1 protein-coding gene (cut by a window edge) is annotated in these 26,285 nt (G+C 71.3%); it reads left to right on the forward strand.

Features of this window, described 5'->3' with window-relative positions; genetic code table 11:
• Positions 1-26,285, forward strand: the 5' portion of a protein-coding gene (locus tag AC4HOU_RS14885; RefSeq protein WP_490724630.1) for a toxin glutamine deamidase domain-containing protein. Its footprint extends 871 nt past the window's final position; the window shows 26,285 of its 27,156 coding nt (coding positions 1-26,285); the start codon lies at positions 1-3; the stop codon falls past the right edge of the window.

The raw sequence follows: 26,285 nt of genomic DNA on the forward strand, positions 1-26,285 counted from the left end.
ATGGCGATCGATTTCCCCACCGTCCTCGGCTGGGTGGCCGGCACCGACTGGCCGGACGGCAACGAGGACGATATGCGCTCGCTCGCCGACGACTGGCGTGCGGCGGCCGCTGCCATCCAAGAGGTGATCGCCGACGTCCGTGCGGCCAAGACGGTATCGCTGAACGCCTACCCCGAGGGCGAAGCGCCGAAGGATATCGCCAAGGCCTTCGACTCGATGCTCTATGCGACCGAGGGGCAGGACAAGGGTTCGCTCGAGCAGTTGATCGAGGGACTCAACAGCATGGGCGAGTCCGCCGACAACATGGCGAACGAGATCGAATACGCCAAGCTGATGGTGATCTCGTCGCTGGTGCTGCTGGCGGCCGAACTCGCCGCTGCCTGGATCTTTCCGCCCACCGCACCCGCGGTGCAGGCGGCGGCGATCGCGCTCACCCGGATCGCGATCAGGGTCATCGGACAGACCGCCGCCCGCGCCATCCGCAATATGGTTCTATCGCTGGCGCGCAAGAAGTTCTTCCAGTTCATGGTGCGCCATGTCGCCATCGACACCGTCATCGGCACCGGTCAGGACCTCGGTATCCAGGCGTATCAGGTCTGGCAGGGCAACCGTAAAGGCATCGACTGGGAGCAGGTGGCGGTCACCGCGGTGTCGTCCGCGGTGGGTGGTGCGGTGGCGGGGCCGCTGGCGCACCGGATGGGGAACTGGCTCGGGCCGCAGCGGCTGCCGGACGGCACCGTCATCCGGCCGCAGCGCGTCAACCCGATCGTCAACGGGCTGATCAGCGGTTCAACGGCCGGATTGGCCGGTGCGACAGCGGGTTACGCGGCAAGCCTGGGCACCCAGTTCGGCATCGACTGGGCGCAGGACGGCTGGGACGACGCGACGAAGAATCTCGGCAACGCCATCAACAATTTCGATCCGCGCGCGATCACCGCAGGTGTGTTCAACGGTGCCGCGAGTGGGGCGAACAAGGCATGGGCGAACCAGGTCTGGAGCAACCGGCGGCCGGATCTGTTCAACCAGCCGAGTTTCCAATCGCGGGTCGACGCGGTGATCTTCGGTCCGGGTGGGGCGCCGGGCTCCGGTGCGGGCGGACCTGGGACCCCCGGCACCGGTGATGGGACGCCGGGCGGTCAGCCGGGTACGGGCGGCGGAGGTACGCCGGGGGCCGGTGGTGGCAATACCGGCGGTGGTCAGGGCGGTAATACCGGCGCTGGTCAGGGTGGTAACAACGGTGCGAACCAGGGGGGCAACAACGGTGCCAATCAGGGTGGCAACAACGGCGCGAACCAGGATGGAAACAATGCCGGCGGAGACCAATCCGGAACCCAGGGTGGCGATGGCAGAACTTCTCCGGCACAGGGTGACGGTGGTCGAGTAGACGACGGTTCGGCGCCGCCACCGAGCCAGGGCGACCAGCGCGGCGACAGCGGCGGCGATACCCGGGCCGGCGAGAGCGGTCGCGGCGAAGGCGAAGGCCGTGCGGGCGACAGCAGGGCCGGGGATGCCGGCGATCGCAGTGACGGCGACAGCAGGGCGGCAGACGCGGCGCGCGACGGTGACAGCCGGGCGGGCGATGCCTCGCGAGCAGGCGATGCATCCCGTGGAGATTCCGCTGGTGACACCGGTGACCGCGACGGCAGTCGCGCCGGGGCGGCAGTCGGTGCCGACGGTGTGCGCGGTGACGGTGGCCTGCAAGCCGAGCCGCGCGGTGACGGCGGAGTCGGCGCACATCACGGTATGCCCGGCGTGCCGACGCCGCTCGGGCCCGACGCCGGGATGGACGGCGCCGGTGAAGCAGGCGGGGCCGGGGCAGCGGTTCCGGTTGCTCCGCCGCCACCGGTTGCCGCAGGTGCGGCTCCCACGGGAGCGTCACCGGCGAACGCGGCACCGAATGCCTCGCCGTCCAGCGGCGAGGCTCGCAGCGGCGCGGGAGCGTCGAGTCCGGCGCGCGGAGGTGACGGGCGCGTTCCCGTCGGCGATACATCGGCCGGAAGAGGGCCGGATCGTACCGGCGCGGACGACACCTCGGGTCCGCTCGCCCCGGCCGACGAATCCGCCGATCGCCGCACCGCCACCCCGGATGCCGCTGCCCCCGAGCCTGATTCGCGCGCAGGTACCGCCGACCCGCACCGCGCTGCCCCTGTCCTCAGCGATCCACAGCCGGGCATCCAAGCGGGATCGCGTGCCGGCGACGACCTACCCGGCGCCGGTGACGCCGACCGTGCCCGCCACGACGTCGGAGACCTGACCGCTCCTGTCCTCGGCGATGAGATGCCGGCTACCGGTGATCGTGGGCGTGGCGATGACCTGCCGGTCGGCGGCGATCGTGAGCGCACCGGTGACCAGCCGGGTGGCGTGGATCGTGGGCGTGGCGATGACCAGCCGGCCGCCGGAGATCGTGAGCGCGGTGCGGGTCGGCCGGGTACCGATCGTGACGCCGGGTGGTCCGCTCGGGATGGGGCGACGGATGGGAATCGGGATCGGCCGCCCGGTGCCGATCGGGCGGCATCGCCTGCCAGCGACGACGTCGCGGACAGCTCGCAGCAGGAGGGCGCGGGCCCGCGCCGCCCCTTCCCGGACGCCGACGATTTCGATGGCTCCGCCCTCCCGCCCGCCATGTTCGTCATCCCGCCGCCGGACTTGGTAGGCGGTGTTTCCGGGCGGGACAACGGCCCTGGCATGAACCGGATCGGTTCGCGTGATGTCGCGCCAGTCGGCGACTCGGCGGATACATCGTCGTCGGCACCGCGCTCCGACGACGGCACGCGCGATGGTGCCGGGCGGCGTGGTCGCTGCGCCGAACTGGCGCTGCGCCTGATTCGGGAACTGACCGGTAGCCGGGCGATCACGCCGCCGGTGCATCCGGTCGGCCCGGAAGGCATGTCCGCGGGGGAGGTCGAGGCGGCCGCGGGTGGGCGGCTGCGGCCGTTCGACGGGCATGACGCCATCGCCGATCAGTTGGATGTGCTCGGGCCCGGCTCGGCAGCGCTGGTGGTGGACGATTACTCCGGGCCGACCAACCGGTACCGGGTGGGCGCGCACGCGTATGTGCTGGTCAACGAGAACGGCACGATCATGGTGCGCGATCCCGGCGCGGGTCGCGTCGAGGGCTTCCCGCCCACGCTGCCGCGCGAGGTGCGCGGCACCTACGGCATCGTCTACGACGCGGCGGGCAATCCGCTGCACCCGATCGAGGAGACGGTGCCCGCGGCAGCCGGGCTCGACGCCGACCGGCGAGTCGGCGCCCCGGACGGAAACCAGCCCGCGCCGCTGCGTGCTGTACCGGACGGGATGTACCGCGGCAGCGACGGCAACTGGCACCACACCGACGACCCGCCGAATACTTGGCGGGACAAGAACTTCCAGCTGCGCGACGCCCAGCGCTGGATCCCCGACCCGCGCACCTCCTACGGCTACCTGTACGAGGCGCAGCCCGGACCTGCCGCGCCGTACCAGGTCACCGATGCGGCGATCGCGGATCGACTGGCGCAGGCGTCGGCGGATCGCATCGCCTTGCAGGCGGAGCGTGACGCGCTCGGCAGCCTGGTCAAGCAGCATATGGGCGAGTTCGGCATCACCGATATCCATGATCTCGCGCCGAAACGCCTCGACGCCGAGATCCAGCGGCAGATCAACCGAATCTCCAGCGACCGCGACATCCCCGAGCCGGAGCGGATCGCGAAGTTGATCCGGCTCGGCGAGCTCCGCGCGGAGGCCGAACGGTACAACGATCTCGGCCAGGACATGGTGGCCACCTCCAAGTTGCTCGGCGAACTCGGCGCAACCGCGTTCGTGCTCGATCCGGCCTTGCGGCCCGGCGCGGTGCAGCTCACCCCGTTCCCCGGGGCGTTCGACGGGGCGAATACCGTCGATATCGCGGCGCTGGAGCCGGGTGCGGGTGGCAAGCCGCCGAAGCTGGTCGTGGTCGAGGCCAAGGGTGTCGGGTCGACCCTCGGCGGTTCGAAAACCGCCAGCGCACAGCAGGGTTCGCCGGAGTATCTGCGCCGCACCCTGGCGATCGACACCAACCTCGCCACTCTGCTGCGGGCCACTCCGGAACAGCTGCGGGCTCTGGACAGCGATCCGGAAGGCCGGGCCTTGCTCGCCGCACGGAACGAGCTGCTGCGCGCCCACCGTGACGGCACGCTGGAGATCGAGTACTACCTCGCGCACACCTCCGAGCACGGTGAGGTGACCATCCGCCGGTTCGACCTGAACCGCGACGGGCAGCCGGTGCCGATGGACATCATCGGCGGTGTCGAGGCGAGCCGGTCGGCGCCGGACGACCCCGCCGGTGTCATCGATGGCGACGCCCGCATCGGCGACCGCCCCGACGACCCCATTCCCGTCGATCCCACCTCCGACGACTCCGCCCCCGTCGACCCCACCGCCGATGCCTCCCGACTCCGGGACAACCTGCGAAACCAAACGCCCGACGGCGACCGGCCCACCCCGGTGCGGCGCCCGGAACTCGGCCCGAACGGCCTGCCGGGCGACCGCACCACGCCGATGTTCGACTCGACCCGCTTCGGCAATGACGGATCGCCGGTCACCGTCGCCACGGTCCGCGTCCATGTCGATGCCGACGGCACCTTGGACGCGGCGGGTCGCCAGGCGGTGACCGACCACATGCAGCGCACGGTCGATGAGCTGCTCAACAACGGCTCGCGGCTGCGCAACGGGGACACCCTGCTCATCGACATTGTCGCGACGGCCGACGCCGCCGCCGCCCATGTGCGGGTGCGGGCCGGCGATGAGCCCGGCCCCGGCGTGCGCACCGCCGACGACGACCCGGCCGTGATCGTGAACGATCTGCGCCGTCATCTCGGGCTCGGCCCGCTCAACCCGAACCTCGGCACCGATCTCGGTTTCAGCGACGCGGACCTGGCTCAGCTGAGCAACGACATCGCCGCGGCGAACACCCCGTCTCGGCTCGACGGCATGCCGGCGACCCGGGAGATCGCGCCGAATTACCTCGATGTGCTCGAGGACCCGGTGCACCAGGCTCGCGTGCAGGACGCGCTGCGCGATGGCGACCGATTCCTGATCGGTGCCGATCCGCGCGCGAACGATTACGGGCAACTGATCAACGACGGCGGCCCAGGGGTGTTCGGGCGCTCCACCAACTGCGTCGATTGTGTGCTCGCCGCCTTGGCCTCGTTCTTCGGCGATCCACAGGTTGCCTTCCCGCGCTGGTTGAGTGAGGCCTTCGCCGACGCGGACATCGATTCGCCGCACGGGGAGCCGGGCGGTGCCGAGCGCATCGCCGACTGGCTGGGCCGGAACTGGCGGCGGTATGTGAACCTGCCTATTCCGGCGCAGTTCAACAGGTTGCATCAGCACATCGACAACTTGGGTCCGGGCTCGGCCGCTGTGATGATCAATTACTGGCACGCCACCGATCCGGATACCGGACTGAAGCTGTTCACCGATGACGGCGAACCCGTCTACGACAACGGCCATGCCACGCTTGTGGTCTACCCACTGGGCGCGGACGGTCCCGTGTGGTGGGATCCGCAGCACGGCAGCACCTCCGACACCCCGCCGAGCCTGCTCGTCGACAACAGCGCGGCGACGTTCTTCATCGACCTCCCGGCAGATGCCGCCGTACCGGCGGACCAGCCGCAACCGAAGCAGGAGCACGACGGTGGATCGACTCCAGACCAGGCAACAAGTGGAACGCCATCTCGCTCAGATCTTCCCGGGCAGGCCGTTCCGGATTCACCGCGCCCGGCACGGGTGGGTGTGCCGGCCGATACTGTCATCGGGGCAGGGGATCGGTCTGGGGAACTACGTGGTGGACTCCCGGACGGGCGTGGTGACGGCGCATCCGAGCCTGCCGCCGGCGGTGATCGGGCAGATGTTCGACCAGGCGATCGAGACCGGGCAGCCGATCAGGGCGCATCAGATCTATCCGCCCCGGTGGCAGGCGACGATGCGGCGGATCCACGAGGACCGCAACGAGATCGAGTACCTGGTGCAGGCCCGGTCGACGGACGACCCGATGCTGGAACACCGGCTCACGATCGACAAGCAGACGCTGCGCAGCCGGACGGACACGCCGGCGATCCATCCGGTGTGCGCACGGGCGAAGGCGTGGGCGACGGCGCACCGGAGTCCGGACGGGACCTGGCCGCAGCAGGGGACGTTCGAGCTCTAGCCGATCCGGACTCCGCCGACCCCTACGACCTCGTCCGGGATCCCGGCCAACCGGACGGCTGGCTGGTTCATCCGGTCGACCCGGCGCAGGCCGAGGTGCGGCAACTGCTCGCGCATACCGCGACCGGGCGGGCCGCGCTCGCTACCTTGCGCGCGGCCGATGTGATGGTCCGGTTCGAGGAGCCCGGCGCGGGGCCCGCTCTTCCCGATGCCTTCGACGGGCGGACCATGGAAGCCTTCGTCGGCACCCGCGAACGCGACCTGATCGCACAGGCGGCCGCGTTGGTGCGGTTCGCGGCGCTGACCGATGCCGTGGTCGCGGGCCGGGTGGAGACGATGCCAGCCCGCATCCGCGAGCTCGACCGTGCCGAGCACATCGATGCACACCGGCGGGCAGAGGCGGAGGCGACAGCGCGGACCGCGGAATTCCGGGACGAGCTGCGCCGCGCGGGCTACGACTCTGATGCCGTCCCGATCCGGGATGCCGTGGACGCCGCGGTCCGCGCGGACCTCGAGTCGGCGTACCTGGACGCATATGCGGATGCGCTGCGTCGGGCCGATTCTCCGGAAGCCGAGCGCGCAGCCCGCGACACCGCCATCGCGGAGTTGCTCGCGCACCCGATGTTCGACCCCGTCGACGCGGACACCGGGCCGACGAAAGCCGCCGGTGCGCAATGGGATGCGGAACAACGTCATCGGCCACCCGAGGGCATGGACGAATACGTTCCGTCCTCGCCGGAAGCCGCGCGGGCGGTCGCAGCCCTGCTGCGCGCCGAATCCGCGGCCGCACGCGAGGTCATGCGGATCGAAGGCGATTGGGACCGGGTTGTCGATCGGATTCTGCTGGCGGCGGGCCGCTCTGGTGACGAGCTGCCGAATACCCGGCCCGAGATCCTCGAGGAGTTCACCCGTCATCCCGATCTTGGCGAAGCCGACGACGTGCGGGTGCTCGCGGAACTGACCGAACAGCTCCGCAAAGCCTCCGCCGACCGGACACGCCTGATCGACGAGATCACCGACTTCATCCGGCGGGATCTGACCGATCCGCGGGTTGCCGACGATCGGCCCGCCCAGCTGCGGGTGGAGCGCGACCCGACGGGTGTGGTGCATGTGCGGCGCACTGGCGGCGATGCCCCCGTGCACCCGGACGAGACATCCCCACCGCGATCTGCGGAACCGGATGCCGCCGTTGTGCGGGTCGAGGGCGAACCCGATTCCACCGTCGTGCGGGCCGACGCCGAACCGACGGCCGTCGTTGTGCGCGCCGATACCGAACCAGACAGCCCCACCGGCGAATCCCTCGGTGATCGCGCCGCCGCGCAACTGCGTGATCTGATGTTCAACCCCAGAAACTCGGATCTGGCCCGCTGGGCGACCTACACCCTCGACCGGCTCGGGACGGATGTGCGGTTCAGCACCGAACCGGATGCCAGGCTCGGCAGGCAGCCGAACGGCAGGCCTGATCACGGCCCGGCCGCCGGGTACGACCCGGCGACGAACACCGTCGTGCTCGATCGCAATGCCGACCCGGCCGAAATGATGCGCGAACTGGTGCGCGGCGCCCGGCTGGCGGAACTGTTCGCCGCCGATGCCGGCGAGCCGCTACCACAGCTATCGCTCAGCCGCGACGAGTACGTCGACCTGATGCTGGACCGGGCGGCGGAGGCCTTTGCCCTCGCCTACCAATCCGATTCCGATTGGGTCGGCACATTCGATCTGAAGCGCCCGGGGGTCTCTGCGCTCGAACGGGCATTTGTCTCCGCCTACAAGGGCGCATTGCGGCTGGCCGTGTCGACCTATCGGAAATCGGGCTCGGTCCGCTCCTATCCGGCCTATCACCGGGCGGCATTCCGGGAAGGCGTGCGCGCGGTACGCACCCAGCTCGACACCCTCGGACCGCTGCTGGACGGCCGCCGCCACAGCGACCACTTCGGAGCCATCTGGGATCGCGCGCACGGCATCGTCCCCGGCGCCGGCGAGGGCAACAGCGCACCACGCCGGCCCCATATCGATCGGGACCATCAGCGCATGGCCGACCGACTGGCCGGGGAGATCGAAAACCTGCGGATGGTGCGTGAATTGGGTACCTACGTGCCGGTCGGGCACGCGGAGGAGGCCTACACCCGCGCCCACGACAAGGCATACGCCAAGGCGGAGAAGGCTTTACGGCGCAACCCGGACGGACCGCCACCGGAGCAGGCCGCCCAGCGGGCCGGCCGCGACGCGCTGGAGCGCTACCTGAGAAGGACCGGGCCGGAGAACGCCGAGATCCTGTTCGACGTCATCCGGGCGACCGGCGACTCCAATGACTCGCACTGGGGCTACCCGATGAAGCCCGCCGACGATTCCGGCTCGCTCGACGTGGCCAACGACCAGGTCGACGCGGCACCCGATCACACCGCCGACCCCGATCTCGTGCGGCGGGTACTCGACCTGGAGTACAACGACGAACCACACCCGGAGCGCCTGACCGACGCCGTCGCGCGCTATCCGGGCGACCCGGAAAAACACACCTTCCCGCGGCTGATCATCGTCGCCGAACCGGGCGGGCATTTGGATGCGCTGCGTGAGCTTGCGGTCCGGCACCCGGAATACACCGATGTGCTGTGGGATCGGACGCACGGGCTGCGATACCACCTCGCGGTCAGGGGCCCCGACGGCGAGCCGATGGCGAAACACATCCCCATCGATACGGCCGAAGGCGCCTTCCGTAAACCCGGTATCCACGAGGCACAGGACGAAATTCTGGCGCACTACCTGCGCTTGCGGCAGGAGAACCGGATCTCGCTCGGTTTGGGCGAATGGCTGGCACAGCTCGGACCGGAGGCTTTCGAGCCGAGGCCGAAGAACCGCCCCGGCGGCAAAGGCCCCACCCTGTTGCGCGACACCTTGACCGAACGACCGTTCCGTGGCGGCGAGGTGGACCCGACGCATCCAGGCGATGTAGTGAATCGCTTGGTTCGACGCGAGATTCCGATGCCTACGGGCCCGAGACCGGAGTGGCCGCCGCACTATTCACGGGCGATTTTCGATATCGGGCCGATGCCTGCCAGCATCAACCTGGCCCCCGACGGGCGCGGCGGATGGCGGGTGGCGCCACCGCTGGACGGCGGTTCCGTCGACGTCCTCAACCAGCTGTTCGAAGGTCTGGCCGACACAACCGAGGAGCGCATCGTCGCCCGGATCGTCAAGGTGCTCGAGGACGGTTCGGCCGACCTGTACGACCGCAGCCCACCGCGCGGTAAATTCGGCACGTTCATCGACGGGCTGCCGTGGCGGTCCGGGCGCGACGGCGATTCCGATGCCGACCGTCTCGGTGACCCGGCCCCGGAATCGGGCGATCGGCGCGAGAGCACCGAGCCGGCGCCGGCCACCGGGGAAGACCGCACGCCGCTCGGCGGACCGGTCGCCGACGAATGGACGCGGCTGACCCCGGCGGAAGTCGGCGGCCGCCTCCAGGCCGAGTTGCGCGACATCCTGGACAACCCCGAGCTCGTGGTCGTCGGATTCGACCGGACCGGCATCGACCCCGAGTTCGCCCGCGAATACGCCAGAGCCATGGTCGATCTGGTTACGCGGTACCCGCAGGTCGATGTGCGCCGTCTCGGCATCGACGAGATGTCCTCGGGGCTCGTCGGGCTCACCCACGCGGCCGAAAACGACAGCACCGGTGGGCTGTTCACCAAGTCGATGACGATCAACACCCGGTTCGCGGCCGACCCGGAAGGGCTGCGGCAGTGGATGGCCGACGGGGTCGCTGCGGGCCGCTTCCACCCCTCGGTGCTCAACCGCCCGGTGTACGCCGCCGTGACCCACGAATTCGGCCACGCCCTCGACTACGCGGGCAACAGGGCCGCACGGGCGATGCTGGACGACACGCTGATCGAGTTCTACGTGAACAACCGGCTCGGCATGGGCACGGTCGAGAGCTACGACAATTGGCTGCACGATCAGCTCACCGGCTACGGCTTCGACAAGGCCGGCGAGCTCGATCCGGGCGAGGCGCTCGCGGAAGCCTTCGTCGACGTGGTCCTCAACGGGCGCGACAACGTCAACGTCGCGGTGGGCCAGGCCTACGACCTGCTCGTCGGGGCCGCCGAGCGGACGACCGGCGTCGACGTCGGCCACTCGCCCGTACGCCACGAGCAGGGGCCGGGTACGGCGGATCGATTAGGCGACCGCGACACCGAATCCGGTGCGGCCGATCGCGCATCCGATCGGATGGCACACGACGGGATTTCGCCGTTGCGGCCGCCCGACGAGGACGACACGCCCGACAAGCAGGACGCCGAAATGCTCGGCATCGTCGACAACGACGAGTGGTCGGATCTCTCCCCGCAGCAGGTCGGTGATCGGCTGCGCGACCTCTTGCGTGATATGACCGGCAATCCGCACTTCGACATCTTCGGATTCGATCTGTCCGGGCTCAACGCTGTCGTGGTGCGCGACTACGCCCGCGGTCTGGTCGACATGTTCGCGCGGTTCCCGCAGGTCGACGTGCGGTCGGTGGGCATCGGGCGGCTGGATTTCGGAGTGCTGGGGGAGACCGAGGGCATGAGGCACCCCGGCTCGGATTCCTGGCACGTCCAATCCATCACGCTCAGCTACGACGATGCGTGCAGCGCGTACGCGTTCCTCGACTCGGCGCGAAACGGCGTGAACAACGGGCAGTTCACCCCGACGATCCTGCGCCGCCCGGTCTATTACGTCACCGTGCACGAGTTCGGTCACGCCCTCGATTACGCGGGCAACCTGGTGGCCCGCGACACCGCCGAATCGGAGCTGCTCGCGCGGGCGAAAGCCGATCCGGACGGCGATTTCGGCGAATGGCTGCGGCAGCTCAGCGGATACAGCCTCGACGAGGACGGGATGTTGCTGCCGGGGGAGGCCCTCGCCGAGGCGCTGGCCGAATACCTCGTCGGCGGTGCCGACCAGGCGAATACGCCGGTGCGCATCCTGTACCAGCTGCTCCTCGACGCGGCCCGCGATCCGTTGCAGGCCGATGCGCCGGCGCCGTCCACACCCGACCGGATGGCGGTCGACGGTGATCCGGCACGGTCCTCCGGGGACGAACCGGACAAGGCGGCGGATCGGCGCGACTCCGGTGACGAGGGCGCCCAGCCGGATTCGGCCGACGACGGCGCGATCGAACCGGACTCGGTGGACCCGCCACCAAAGGTCACCATCGACGTCGAGGGTCAGCAGGTCGAGGTGCCGGTACGCGAAGACGGCCCCGGCCGCTGGCGCGTCGTGCCCGAATCGGCGGAACCCGAACCCGTCGACACCCGCTCACCATTGCGCCGCGAATGGGATGCGGTCCGGGAGATTATGCCGGGCCGGGAAGCGCAACCCAAGTACCCGTCCGGGTCGCCGGTCGGGGATTCGGCCGGTCAGGCCGCTATCCGTGACGGTGTCGCCGGCATTCCGGACCTGGTGGGGCCGCCGCCGCCCGCACCGCCTCCCGCGCCACCTCCCGACGTCCCGCGGATCGAGGCCCCGCCGGAGGCGGGCCCGCCCGATCCCACGCTGCTGCGCATCGCCCAGCAGGCGCCGATCTGGATCCAGAACCGGGAGATGATCCCGATTCTCGGCGAGCTGTCGGGGCGCATGCGTGGCTCGGCGGGCGAACATCTGCCGATGCGCACCGCCGACGGCGAGGAATACCGGCCCTGGAACACCGACGCCGATCCGGATCTCGTTCGCGAACAGGTCGTCTCGGATCACGACGTCGAACGGATCACCCCGGAGGAGGCCAGGCAAGCTCTGCTTGACGCCTTCCCCGGCGCGAATGCCGAACAGCGGCAACGGATCCTCGATGATCTGCTCGACCGCGACCTGATCAGTGGCGAAGAAGCCGAACGGCTCGCCGACGAACCGCCCGCCGGCGTCGGTGCGCCGGAACCGGCCGGTCCGCCGCCAGACGGGGAATCGCTCACCGACGCGGCTCAGCGCCTGCTCGGCGTCGACCTGCCCGACGAGAGCCCCCAGACGCTGCGCGACCTCATCGACGAGCACCAGTACCGGGTGGTGCGCGCGGCCGCGGCGATCGAAGGCCTCGCGGCGGCAGCCCAGCGCCTCCACGAGGAACAGACGCTGCCCTACACCAAGCTGGATTGGGACGGCACCGAGCCGGACGCACCCGGGCTGGACCGCGGCGCGGAACCGGCACAGCTCGACGGGCCCGAGCGCCGTCCCGAGGACTCTTTCGACGACGACTTCACCGATGACGACGACAACGCCGAAACACCGCGTCGCAACCGCTTCGCCGAGCCCGATCCGGCGGGCCGGGCGGTGCCGTTCGCCGATGCGGTCAGCTTCATCGACCAGAACCCGATGGGCCGATTCCGCAACGAGATCATCGCGGCCTTCGGCCACCACCTCGGCCTGCTGGACACCGTGCCGATCGGCAATGGCGCCGACCCGCTTCCGGAATGGGGTGAAGGCGACGAACTCGGCCGCGACCAAGGCTTGCGCCAGTTCTTCGAACACGCGCTGCGCCGCGATCAGCTGCGCGACGAGTTGGCCACCTGGGCCGCGATGCGCGATCTGGACGTGCGCCAACTCACCGCGGAGCTGCTCGACGATGTGCTGAACCAGTTGCGCGAGGCCAATATCGCGCGCTCGGACCGGGTGGCCGAATTCGCCGATCTCGCGCGTCAGCGGTATCCCGAGACCGAGGACGGGGACCTGGTCGGTGCGGCGATCGGCGATCAGGTCGTGCGGATCCCGGAGCCGGACGGGCCCGACCGGTTGATCGTCGTCGACGGCGAGCGCAGCAGGCACCAAGCGCTCGCGGACGCTCTCGCCGGCGACCCGCAACTGGTCAGCGACCTCGCCGACGGCCGCCTGACCGTTGACTACCGCGTGGCCCGCACCGATTGGACCGGGCGCACCCACCTCGAACCGGTCGACACCCCGCAAGTGCTGCACCGGCGGGAAATCATCGACGGACGCGAACTCTCGGTGACCCTGGTCCGCGAGGGCGACGGCCCCTGGCAGCCCGTGCCCGAATCGGATCCGGCGCCGGTCGGCGACCCGGCAGGTGCCGCGCCGCGCCCGCGCGACGAAATCCTCGCCGACCTGATCCGGGCGATGCACGAGCTGGGGATCGGCCCGGCCGATGTGCATCCGGACATGATCGACCAGACCGTCGCCGATCTGCTGCTCGACAATGCCGTGCGGGCCGCGCAGATCGAGGGCCTCACCGATTTCACCCGCTCCGCCAACGACATCCAGACCTTCCACGAGATCGGCGACGCGCGCAGCAAGCTCGCCGACAGGCTCGGCATTCCGCAGGCCGAACTGACCGGCGAGACCATGGGGGAGGCGCTCAGCGACACCTCCAAGCGTCGTGCCCTGCGCACCCAGCAGCTCACCGACCTCGCCGGATACGCCAATCAACTGCGTGAGGTCGACGCGGCGGCCGTCGATGCCGCACGCAACCGCTTGGCCGAGCAGCTCGTCTCCGATTCGGTAGCCCGCGCGGTGACCAAACCGAAGTTCGCCGAGCGGGCCGGGGTTTCGCTGCAACATGCCGCGCTCATGCCGCCGGGTCGGGTCGATGTGCCCGGTCAGGGCCGCAAGTTCGCGGTCGATCCCACCGGGATGTCGCCGGCGAAACTCGCCACGGTGATCCGTGATCTCGAGGCGCGCGGCCACGGCGACCAGGTGCGCGCGGCGCTCACCGAATACGCGAACGCGCTGCTGGACATCGACCCGTACGCGGCGGTCGCGCGCGGTGACTACAGCCGCGACCCGCGCGTGATCGACGGCAGATTCCCGATGCACGACCGGGATTCGATGACCGCGCTGCGCGACATCATCGCCGACGCGGTGCGCGCCCGCGGCGCCGACGATTTCGCGCGCGCCCTCGCCGATGCCGCCCGTCGCTTCGACACCGGCCCGCTGCCCAGCGAGAATCCGGCGTGGCGCCCCACACCCAACCGGGACTGGGCGCGCATCGTTGGCGTCGACCTCACCGACGCCGACGACGCCACCTTCCGCAAGGTGTACGAGGCGTACCGGGACGGCCGGATCGAAAAGCACGAAGGCCTCAGCCCGGAGAAGCTGGCCGCCGAACTCGCCGCGCTACGAGCCGAAGTCCGCGACCAGGCCGAGCGCATCAAGGACGTCGCGCGGCTCGCCGACGAGTTCTACCGTGCGATGCGCGAGGCGCAGATGGGCGCAGCAGACCCGCGCGGCCCGCTTCCACACCAACCCGGCGAAAGCGCTGATCCGGCTCCCCCTGTGGACGATTCGGACTCCGGCCCCATCCCGGCAGCCGCTGGCGGCAACCTTCCGCCCGGCGACCCGCCGAAGGCCCCGCCGGCACCGGGTGACCCGGATGAGCCCGGTGCGGGTGATTCGGATGGGGCGGATTCCCGGAGTGAGCCGGGTGAACGTGGTGCGGTGTCCGGGCGCGAGCCGGGTGAGCCTGGTGTGGGCGATGGTGCGGTGGCTGGGCGTGAGCCGGGTGAGCCTGGTGTGGGCGATGGTGCGGTGGCCGGGCGTGAATCGGGTGAGCCTGGTGTGGGCGATGGTGCGGTGGCTGGGCGTGAATCGGGTGAGCGTGCTGCGGGCGATGGTGCGGTGGCCGGGCGTGAATCGGGTGAGCGTGCGTCGGGCGATGCCGGTGGTGTGAAGTCCGGACATGAACCCGGGGCGCCCGACACCGGCGACGCCGATGGTTCCGGGCGTGACTCGGACGCCGGCGACCCCGCGCGAAGCAGCACAGCTGAGCGCTCGCCGTCTGCGTGGTTCGAGCAGCAGCGAATCATTCAGGCCGAATGGGAAGCCCGGATGGCGGCCGAGCACGCCGCGTTCCTGCGTGGTCTGGCCGACGCCAACCCCGCCGACCGTTGGTCCGCCCTTCGCGCCGACCAGGCCGAATGGTCCGCGCGCATGGCTGAGGAGCGCGTGCAGTGGTTGCGTGACACCGCGATTCATCCGCTGCCCGATGATCCGCAGAGTCCCGCCGAGGGCTCGCGTGAGGCAGGCTCATCGCCCGCCGGCCCGGGCTCCGTGCGCGGTCCGGCTGAGCCTGGCACGGGCGACTCCGATGGTCCGGCACGCGACTCCGAGTCCGGCGATGCCCCCGCGCGCGTACTCGAGGGCCCGCCGTCCGCGTGGTTCGAGCGGCAGCAGATCATTCAGGCCGAATGGGAAGCCCGGATGGCGGCCGAGCACGCCGCCTTCCTGCGTGGTCTGGCCGACGCCAACCCCGCCGACCGCTGGTCCGCCCTTCGCGCCGACCAGGCCGAATGGTCCGCGCGCATGGCTGAGGAGCGCGTGCAGTGGTTGCGTGACACCGCCATCCACCCGCTACCCGACGATCCGCAGAACCCGCCCGAGGGGCCCGAAGACCCGGGCTCATCACCCACAGACCCCACCTCACCCCGCCAACCCCAATCCCCAGGCGGCGCTGAGCCCCCGAAGGAGCCAACCTCCGAGCCGCCGACCCCACCGCTGCCGTCGCATCCGCCGATGCCCTCGCACCCTCCGATGCCGTCGGAGCCGTCGGAGCCACCGGTCCCGCCGCAGCCCTCGCATCCGCCAATGCCGGCAGAGCCGCCGGCACCACCGTTGCCTGAGCAGCCTCCGGCCTCGCCGGACCCATCGCAATCACCGCTGCCGCCTGTTCCGCCCATGCCCTCGGAGCCGCCGACGCCTTCCGTGCCGCCGAGGCCTTCGGAGCCGCCGACCCCACCGCAGCCTGCGCATCCTCCGATGCCGTCGGAACCGCCTACGCCTTCGGAGCCGCCGCGTCCTTCGATGCCGTCGGAGCCCCTCGCCCCGCCGTTGCCCGCTCAGCCTCCGGTTCCGCCCATGCCCGCGGACCCGCCGCGGCCTACCACGCCGCCGCGACCGGCCGTCCCGTCGCAACCTGCGCATCCCCCCATGCCGTCGGAGCCCCCAGTGCCGCCGATGCCGTTGGAGTCTCCGCGACCGGCCGTCCCGCCGCAGCCTGCGGAGCCCTCCAGGCCGACGGAGTCTCCGGTGCCACCGCAGCCGTCGGAAGCGCCGGGGCCAGCTGTGCCGCCGCGCCCCGCGCATCCACCCATGCCGTCGGAGCCCCCGCAGCCAGTGGTCCCGCCGCGCCCTGCGCACCCGCCGCAGCCCCACGTCCCGCCGCGGCCTGTGCACCCGCCCATGCCGTCGGAGCCGCCGGGACCTGCTGTGCCGCCGCAGCCTACGTATCCGTCCGCGCCGTCCGAGCCCCCGCAGCCGGCCGTCCCGCCGCGGCCTAGCGCTCCGCCTGCGCCGTCGGAGCCCTCGCAACCGGCCGTTCCGCCGCGCCCTGTGCACCCGCCGATGCCGTCGGAGCCCCCGCGGCCGTCCGTCCCGTCGCAGCCTGCGCATCCTCCGATGCCGTCGGAAGCGCCGGCGCATCCGCCGGCTCCCGCCGAGGTCCCGCAGCAGGCGGAGCCCACCCCACCGGCGCAGCCGGATCAGCCCGCTTCGGGCGATCCGGCGGTCCGGGAGCCGGCGGCGCAGTCGCCTGCTCCGGTGCAGCGTGCGGAAACACCGCAACAGCAACCCGTGCCGTCGGCAGGCGATCCGGATTCGGATGCCGGAGACTCGGGTGCGCCGCCGGCGGGCCCGCCTGCACCTCGGGACGTCGACGGCGATGGCGCCGAGCGGAGCTGGGGTGATCGCCCGTTCGCCGATGTGGCCGATTTCCTGCGGGAGGTTGCGCTGCGGGGGCAGGACGATCCGGTGGCGTTGTCGGATCGGGAGCGCGGGTATGTGGCGCGGCTGGCGGAGTTGCTCGGGTTGGGGGAGCGGCTGACGGGGCATCCGGATCCGTTGGGTGCGTTGGCCGAACTGGCCGAGTTGGCCGATGCGCACGGGTTCTTGGACGCGGTGCTGGACCCGGAGGCCGGTCCGCTGCGACCGATGCGGTATCCGGAGGACTTCACGCATCCGTCGCCCGACGAGCCGGGGCTCTGGTTCCCGCCCGACGACGCGGGCCAGGTGCCCGATCGTGCGCCGCAGCCCGCGAGCGAGCCTGTCGCGCGCACCGGCAATGTGCTGATGCCGCAGGTCAGCCCGATCGCCGACGTCGCCGCCGAGCTGGCCCGCAGGTACGGTCTCGGCGCCGATGAACTCGACCCCGCGCGGTTGGCCGAAACCATCACCGCCGAGCAGTACCGCAATCTCGTGCGGGCGGCGACAGTCGAGGCGCTGGCCGACGCGGTCGCCCGGCTCGACGCCGTCACCGACCCCGGTGAACGTGCCGCCGCCACCGCCGAACGGGACCGGTGGGCCGGACGCCTGAACGTCGACCCCACCGACCTCGACGACCGCGCCGGCCAGACGATCGATCGGCTGCGCAGCGAGGTGCTGCGCCGCATCACCGACATCGATGAGCTGGCCGACGCCGTCCTCGCGACCAGGCAGGAGCAGTCCGGTGAATCCGGCGGCCGCCGCTATGTGATCACTGTCGACGGTGACCGGGTCCCGGTCCGGCTGGTCGACGACGGCAACGGTGGCTGGCGGGTCGAGGCGCCGGAGCGGCTGCGCCCGACCGTCGAGCGGCCCGAAGCGTCCGAACCCAAGGCGATCGAGAAGAAGAAGTCCTGGCTGCGCAAGGTCTGGGATGCGTTGCGCGGCGGGTACGGCGGCGCGAGCCCGAAGTATCCGTCCGGGTCCGGCGTCGATGGTGCCGGCCAATCGGTGCTCGGCCACGAGTATCTGCCGATCGACCTGACCACCAACAAACCCCCCGCGACACCGGGTGGTTCGCCGATCGAGGAACTCACCACCAAGTTCAACCCGGCCCGCATCCTCAAAGAGGGTGTGACGATGTGGAAGAGCCGGGAACTCATCCCGTTCCTGCGGCACCTCACCGACCGGCTGCCCACTCGGACAGGCGATGTGGCACCGATCCTCACCCCCGAGGGCGAGGAGTACGCGCCGTGGATAGACGAAGCAGATCCGGAACTGCTGCGCGAGATCCGAGCCGATCTGGAACTGGCCGGGCTCGACGGCGGCGAACCGCCGGCGCGCAAGCAACTGCCACCCGGAGACCAGGCGCCGCCCGCCACGGGCGAACTCGACAAGGAGCCGTCGCTACCGGATTGGGCCCGCGACCTCGCCGACAACCTGCGCACGCGCGCCGCCGACGCCGCCGAGCTCCGCCGTATCGCGGGCCTACTAGGGATGCGCTTGCCCGACGTCGACCCGGAGACATTGCGCCGCGCCGTCGCGGACGCGCGGTACGCCCACATGCGCCGCGCCGGAGCCATCGAAGGCCTGCATGCCGCGGCCCGCCGCTACAACGCCGAACACGACATCGTCCCCTACGCCGACTCCACCAGCTTCTTCGACGAGGACCCGCTGGGTCGTTCGCTGATCGACCGCGCGAGCGCCCGCGGCGAACGCACCGACATCCTGCGCTGGGACGGCGTCGGCAACGGTGGCGAACCGGGGCCGGAGTGGGGTCCGGAAGTTCCGCAGGAGCGAGACAAGGGCAACAGCCTGCACTTCCAGGACGCGTTGCGGCGCGAACAGCTTCGCGATGAACGCGGCGTGTGGGCGCAGCTGCTCGGGGTGCCGATCGCTGCGCTGTCGCCGTCCGCCCGATTGGACGAGACCATCGCCGCCTTGCGCGAGCAGCTGCCCGCGCGCGCCGATCTGGTCGGTGAATTCGCCGATCGGGTCGACGATTTCCTCGCCGCCGACGCCGCTGATCGGGTCGTCCAGGTTCCGGGTGAACCGCCGCGCGTCATCGTGGTCAATGCCAGGGGCGAGCACGAGGCGGCCATCGCCGCCGCCCTGACCCGCGACCCCGATCTGGCCGGCCGGGTGGACCGCGGTGAGGTGGAGGTCGAGTTCTACAGCGCGTTCCTCGACCGCGCCGGCATGGTCCACATCGTCGCGCTCGACACCCCCGAGATCCGGCACTTCCGCGGCGAGATCGACGGCAGGCCGGTCGCGGTGACGATGGTGCGCGAGCCGAGCGGGACCTGGCACGTGGTACCGGATCCGGTGCCCGCGGATGGGCCCGCCGGGACGGTTGACGGTACGGCGGGCGACCGGACCGGTTCGGTTCGTCCCGACCGGGTGGACAGCGACGCCGATCGAACCGCGGGAGCGGCGGACCGGAACCACTCGGAGGACCCCGCCACGAGCGATCCCCAGGCCGATCCCGACGGCACTCGCAGCGCGGATTCCCTTCGCAGCGAACGCAACACACTGGCTCGCCGGCTGGGTATCGTCGACCCCGACTCGCTCGGCCCGCGCCAGTGGGCCGACGCCATTGCCCAGCTGTGGCAGGACAATGTGCTGCGCGCGACGCAGGTCGAAGGCCTACTCGACGCCACCCGTAGCGCCGACGCGATCGACCACTACAACGCCCTCGACAAGGTGCTCGGCCATCTGACCAACCGGCTCGAGATCGATCGCACCGCATTGTCGCCGGAGTTGGTCGCGCGGATCATCGCCGATCCGGCGACACCGGACTCGCGGCGGCTTCAGCAGCTCGAGGATCTCGCCGAATACGCAGAAAACCTGCGCAAGCTGGACAAAGCCGCCGTCAACGCGGCGGTGCTGCGGCTGGCGCGGCGGCTCGGCGTCGCCCCGGAGGTGCTGTACGGGGCGAGCTTCACCGAGGATATGCGGCATCTGCGGCCAGACCGGGACACCCTCGATCCCAAGGGGATGCGCCGCGCGATCAACGCCATGGTGTTCTCGATGGCCGACCATCCCGCGGTGGTCGACGCGCTGACCGATTTCGTGCGCGCGCTCGGCGAGGTCGACCCCTTCACCCAGGGCTTGCAGCGCGATCCGAGCGCCGATCCGCGAGTGGGTGGCGACGAGCTGCCCGTGCACGACCCGTCATCGCTGGCGTTCCTGCTCGACATCCTCGGCGACACCGGTCTTTTCGCCCCGTTCGGCGACGGCCCCGCCCCGGATATCGCCAATCGCAGGCCGAGCCGCGACTATCTGCGCATCCTCGGCGTCGATATCACCAATGCGAGCGACGACGATTGGAGCGAGGCGTACACCAAGTTCCGCGACGGCCGCATGGATCTGCACGAACGCCTGAGCCCCGCCGCGTTGGCCGAGGTCCAGGCCGCCCTGCGCGAGGAGATCCGGCAGCGCGCCGCCGATGTCCGTCACCTGGCCGGGCTCGTCAACGACGTGCACAACGCCACCCCCGGTCCGCAGCCCGATCTGCACCAGCCCCGCAACCCCGACGGCAGCTGGCGCGCCGACCCCGGCGACGATCCCGACGCCACCCCGACCCCCGCGGGCGACAATCCGCCCTCCCGGCCGCCCGCCGCGCCGGGCGAGGCGCGGGCGCTGCCAACCCCGTCGGAGCCGGAAGCCGGTGGGGGAGTGGAGAAGCCGTCGGGCGCGCCGCCGGAGTCGGAAGCCGGTGGGGGAGTGGAGAAGCCGTCGGGTACGCCGCCGGAGCCGGAAGCGGGCGGGGAAGCGCAGGAGCCGTCGGGCACGCCGCCGGAGCCGGAAGCGGGCGGGGGAGCCCAGAATCCGCCGGGCACGCCGCCGGCACCCGCCCGGCCCGACGACGGGGACAGCGGCGATGGTGAGCGTGACAGCACGGGTGAGGCCGGCACGTCGTCGCATGGGCAGCCCCCGCACGACGGACGGAACGATCCCGCTCAGCCGAACCCGGCTGCGCCTGCGGACGCGGCTGCGCCTGCGGACGCGGCTGCGCCTGCGGACGCGGCTGCGCGTGCGGACGCGGCTGCGCCTGCCGACGCGGCTGCACCTGCCGACGCGGCTGCGCCTGCGGACGCGGCTGCGCCTGCGGACGCGGCTGCGCCTGCCGACGCGGCTGCGCCTGCCGACCCGGCCGCACCCGCCGACCCGGCCGCACCCGCCGAAGGGGATGCACCTGCCGAAGCGGCCGCACCCGCCGAAGGGGATACACCTGCCGCCAGCGATCCCGGCACCGAACCCGACGCGGATCCGCGCGCCCAGATGTCTCCCGAGGTCAGGGCCGAATACGACCGCCTCGCAGCCGAACGCGCCGAAGCGGTGGCGCGGCGCGAAGAGTGGCGCGAGATCCGCGATATGCGCGCCGAACGCCACCCGATCGACGACGCCGACGCCCACGCGGCACTGAACCGGGACAACCTCGGCGCGACCATGGAGGAGCTGCGCGGCCGCACCATGCGCGTCGACGAGATGCCGCGCAGGCTGGCCGAACTCGACGCGCTCGAACGGGCGGCCGAGCAGTTCAACGACGCCGACGCCGACGTCGCGCGCCTCGATCAGGAATTGGCGCGCCTGGAACGCTCGGTGACCCCGGTCGGCGAATACGACCGGCTGGTACAGCAGCGTCAGGAGCTGGCCCGCGAACGCGAATTCTGGCGCGCCAAACGCGATGATCGCGCCGTGCGGCACGGTCTGGTCGACGATGACGGCCGCGTCGACGAGGCCGCGCTACGCGGCGACCGGCTCGAACCGACCATCCTGCGCCTCTACGACGAGGCGGGCGCGGACACCGTCGACCATCCAGGTGGCATGGATGAGGGTCCCAGCCAGTCCCGTTCCCCGCGTAGCAGCGCCGACGCAGCCGAACGGCGCGCCGCGATCGCCAAACTCGCCGACGCGGCGAGCACCTGCAACCGGCTCGACGCCGAAGTCGACCAGGTCGACAGGCAGCTCGCCGAACTCGAGCGCGCAGGCGTCGGTGAGGGCAGGCCGCGTGCCGATGAGGTCGCGGCCGAACTGGACCGGCTCGCCAGGCAGCGGGCCGAGCAGCTGCGGCAGATCAAACCGCGCCGCGTCATGCGCGACGATCTCGCGACCCGGGTCGGCGTCGTCGACGCACAGGGCCGTCCCGACGAGGCCGCTCTCGCTCCCGACCGGCTCGAGGAAACGCTCCGATTCCTGCGCGGCCGAGCCCAATTCGACATGCTCACCGGAGCGCCGGGCGACGGCCAACGCCTGCTGCTGCGCGATATCGACGCCCTCGCCGATGCCGCCCGCGACGTGAACCGGGTGCACAATCTCGTCGGCCGCATCCAGGACGAGATGGCGGGCCTTGCCGGTGCCTGGCGGACGATGATCGAGGGCGAAGGCGGCCGGATGGTGACGCCGCGCGTGGGCATCATCGTCGACGGTGATGCCACCCGGATCGTGGTGTTCGGTATCCGCGACCAGCTCGGCCGCCCGCCGCGCAGCGATATCGACGATGCCTTCGCCACCGCCTTGCGCACGAATTCGCTGGTGGCGCAGTCGATGATGGACGCCGACACCACCGTCGAACTGCGCCGCGTGCGCGCCGACCGCGACGGCGTGCGCACGGTCGAGGAACTCGGGTTGCTCGAGGTGGAGCGGCTGAGCACCGGCTGGGTCGGCGGCGACCGGCTCGACATCACCTCCTGGCGCGACGGCGAAGGGAACTGGCACCGGCTCGACCCCACCCGCCCGGACTGGCGGACCGGCCGCGATACCAGCGAATCGAGCAAACCGAAGGCCGAGCGGTACGGCAAGTACTCGCGCAAAGACCCGCCGGACGGTGTGAGCGGCTGGGCCATGGAGGACGTCGTCAACGACATCACCCTGCCCACCGACGATGTCCCGGCCGGCAAAATTCCGGAGAGCACGCTGCCGGTGAACGCACCGCAGGCGCCGACGCAGTACAACACCTCCGGTCTCGACCCGAATCAGATCTTCGGCCAGCACTGGGGCGCCGACTCCTACAACGTGGTGCGGTTGCTGCTGATGGCGGCGCAAGTGCCCAAGCATCCGGCCGTCAAGGCGTGGATTCAGCGGCATCCGTGGATCGGCCGGTGGGTGCTGGCGCGGCCGTGGTTGCAGCGGATCCCACCGTTCGGGACGGTGTTCCGCGGGTACGAGTGGTTCGCGCCACCGGAACGCAATGTGCAGCCGATGGTTCGGCCCTGGGTCGCTTCCGATCACCGTCAGGGCGTCGACGACGTGCCGGAATCGTTGCGTCGGCAATGGGAGCACGAAGCCGAGCAGTGGCAGCGGGTGCAGGACTGGGCCGATGCCGAATACCGCCGATTCCTGACCGACCCCGACGACTTGGACCGGATCGCCGAGGGGATCGAGGAACACCGGCGCGAGCAGCAGGTGGATCGGGCGCGCCAGGTCGTCGACCGGGTGCGGCGGGACCTGGTCGACGGCCACGCCGGGATCGACCCGCGGGGCGATGTGAACGCCCAGCTCGACGCCGTCCACGCCGACATCGACCGCATCGCCGAAGCCCTGGCCGATCAGTTCGCCGCCGATGATCCCGCCGCCATCCGCGACACCATCGAAGACGTCCGCGAACTGCTCATGGCCGGCGTCGAGCCGGACATGATCGCGGGCGCGCTGGCCGAGCACATGCGCGACGACGTCCCGGTGTTCACCCCCGAACAGCTCGCACAGATCCGCCACCACCTCATGGAGGCCGAGCTGCTGGTCCGTGACTACGCCGACCCCAACGGCCGTTTCGTGCGCAAACCGATGGACCGCCTCGCCGACATCGCCGAAGCCTGGAACCGCCTGCGCAACGGCACCCCGCTGCCGCAGGACTTCATCCTGCTGCACGACGCCCTGGCCGAATCCGACTACCTGCGCGCCAACCTCCTCGCCACCTGGCAGGACGCCAACGCCTACGCCATCGGCCTCGGCTACCACTGGGACGCCGACCGCCCACCCCTCACCGACTGGCGCACCGGCATCCCGTACGCCCCCACCCGCCCCACGCCACCCCCACTCCTGCCCGAACGCCCCTCCACACCCGCGCAACTCCCGCCCGCCCAGAACTCGGACGCCCTCCCACCCACAGCCGACGACCCGCACGCCGGTGATGAGTCACCCACACCGGATCCGACACCCCCGGCCGCGAACCCTGACGCCGCCGCCGGCCCTGATCGTGCCGTGGGGGTCGATCCTGTTGCGGGCGCGGATCCCGCTGTGGATGTTGATCGTGCTGCGAGTTCTGATCCCGCTTCGGGCGTCGACCCTGCTGCGGGCCCTGGCCGTGCTGCGGGCTCTGATCTCGCGACCAGTCCTGGTCCTGTAGCGGAGGTCGATCCCGCGTCGGATCCTGAACCCGCCCCGGGTGCCGATCCCGCGCAGGATCACGACCCTGCCCCGCGCTCCGATCGCGCCCCCGAGCCACCGAATCCAGCACCAGATGCCTCCCCGCCGGTCGACGGTCTCAGCGAACCCGCTCGCCCGGATCGAGACGGACAGGCCGACGCCGATCCCGCGACGCCCGATCGCGGGGCCGAAGGTGGCGACGGATCGAGCAAGCGCTCCGAAAACCGCGCCGAACAAACGCCCGAGCAGATCGCCGGACCAGACTCCGATGCCGCCGCCGGCCCCGGTCCGCACGGCCCCGTGAGCCGCATACCCAACGGCCACGCCGATTCCGGCGCTTCCGGCCGTCGTTCATCCGAGCCCGACGATGCTGATACGTCGGGTGCCATGCGCGGCACGCCGGACGGCGGGGACGAAGGTTCGGCGGATACCGCGCCGCGCACGTCCGCCGATGGTGGCGGTGACGCCGATGCATCTGACCCTGCACGCCATAAGCCTGACGGTGACGACGGCACAGATTCGGGGGACGCCGGACGTCGTTCGTCCGAGGCCGGTGATGACGAATCGTCTGGTGCTACACGCGGCACGCCGGACAGCGGCGATGGTTCAGGTGACGCCGGACGCGGCGCACCCGACGATGACGGTGCCCGGCAGGCCGGCGTTCCGCCCCAGACGCCGCCCGCTTCCGGTAACCGTGACTCGGACGACGGCGGTGCCCCGCGCCGCCGCCGTGACCCGATCTACCGCTCCCATATCCCGAAGCTTCCGCGCGACGTCGACTTCGAGTTCCCGTCGTTAGACCCGATCGAACCCGCGAACCCAGCACCCTGGCCGCCACCGAGCCGACCCGAGCCCCCTGCCCCGCCGCAGCCTCCGAAACCGCCCCAGCCTCCGGCTCCGCCGGTACCCCCGAAACCGCCTGTGCCCCCGACGCCGCCGGAACCTCCTGCACCCCCGGTGCCCCCGGTGCCCCCGGTGCCCCCGGTGCCGCCGGTCCCACCAGAACCCCCGGCCCCGCCGGTGCCGCCGACACCGCCGGTCCCGCCCGAATTGCCTGAGCCGCCGACACCGCCGACACCGCCTGTGCCGCCGGGCTTGCCGTTGCCGCAGACGCCGCCGGGCTTGCCGACACCGCCGGTGCCGCCGGTTCCGCCCGTGCCGCCGGAATTGCCTGAGCCTCCGATGCCGCCGCAGCCGCCCGCCCCGCCGCAGCTCCCGGTTCCGCCGCAGCCACCGGTCCCGCCGGAGTTGCCGGCGCCGCCGACACTGCCGACACCGCCTGTGCCGCCGGGCTTGCCGTTGCCGCCGACGCCGCCGACGCCGCCGGTGCCGCCGGTGCCGCCGGAATTGCCTGAGCCTCCGGTTTCGCCGCAGCCGCCGATGCCGCCGACGCCGCCGGGTCCGCCCGTGCCGCCGGAATTGCCTGAGCCACCGGTTTCACCGCAGCCGCCCGTCCCACCGCAGCTCCCGGTGCCGCCGCAGCCGTCGATTCCGCCTGTGCCGCCGGAGTTGCCTGTGCTTCCGGTGCCGCCGACACCGCCGGTGCCGCCGGGCTTGCCGGTGCCGCCGCAACCACCGGTCCCGCCGGAATTGCCTGTGCCGCCGACGCTGCCTCCGGCGCCGCCCGAGCTACCAGCGCCTCCGGTCCAGCCGCTACCGCCGGAACCGCCGGTGCTTCCTGCGGCGCCGGCCCCGTCTGCCCCGCCGGAATCGCCGCAGCCGCCGGTCGTGCCGTCGCTGCCGCAGCCGGCGGCTCCACCGGAACTGCCGGTTCGGCCGGTCTCTTCGGCGCCGCCGGTCCTGCCCGTGCCGTCGCAGTCTCCCGGGGGCCTGACGCCAACTGCGCCTCCGGAGCTTGCCCCGTCTGCGCCGCCGCAGCCTCCGGTCCCACCGATGTCTCCGGAAGTGCCTGTTCCGCTGGGACATCCGGTTCCACCGGCGTCGTCGGTGTGGCCGGAGAACGACGGTGTCGCGGGCACGCCAGTGCCGCCGGCGTCTCAGGCATCGACCGAGCCGCCGGTTCCGGCGAACCCTGCGGCGCCGCCGATAGCAGCTGCTCTTCCAGAGCTTTCGGCGATGCCGGCTAT

Source organism: Nocardia sp. JCM 38205 (genome assembly GCF_058222935.1).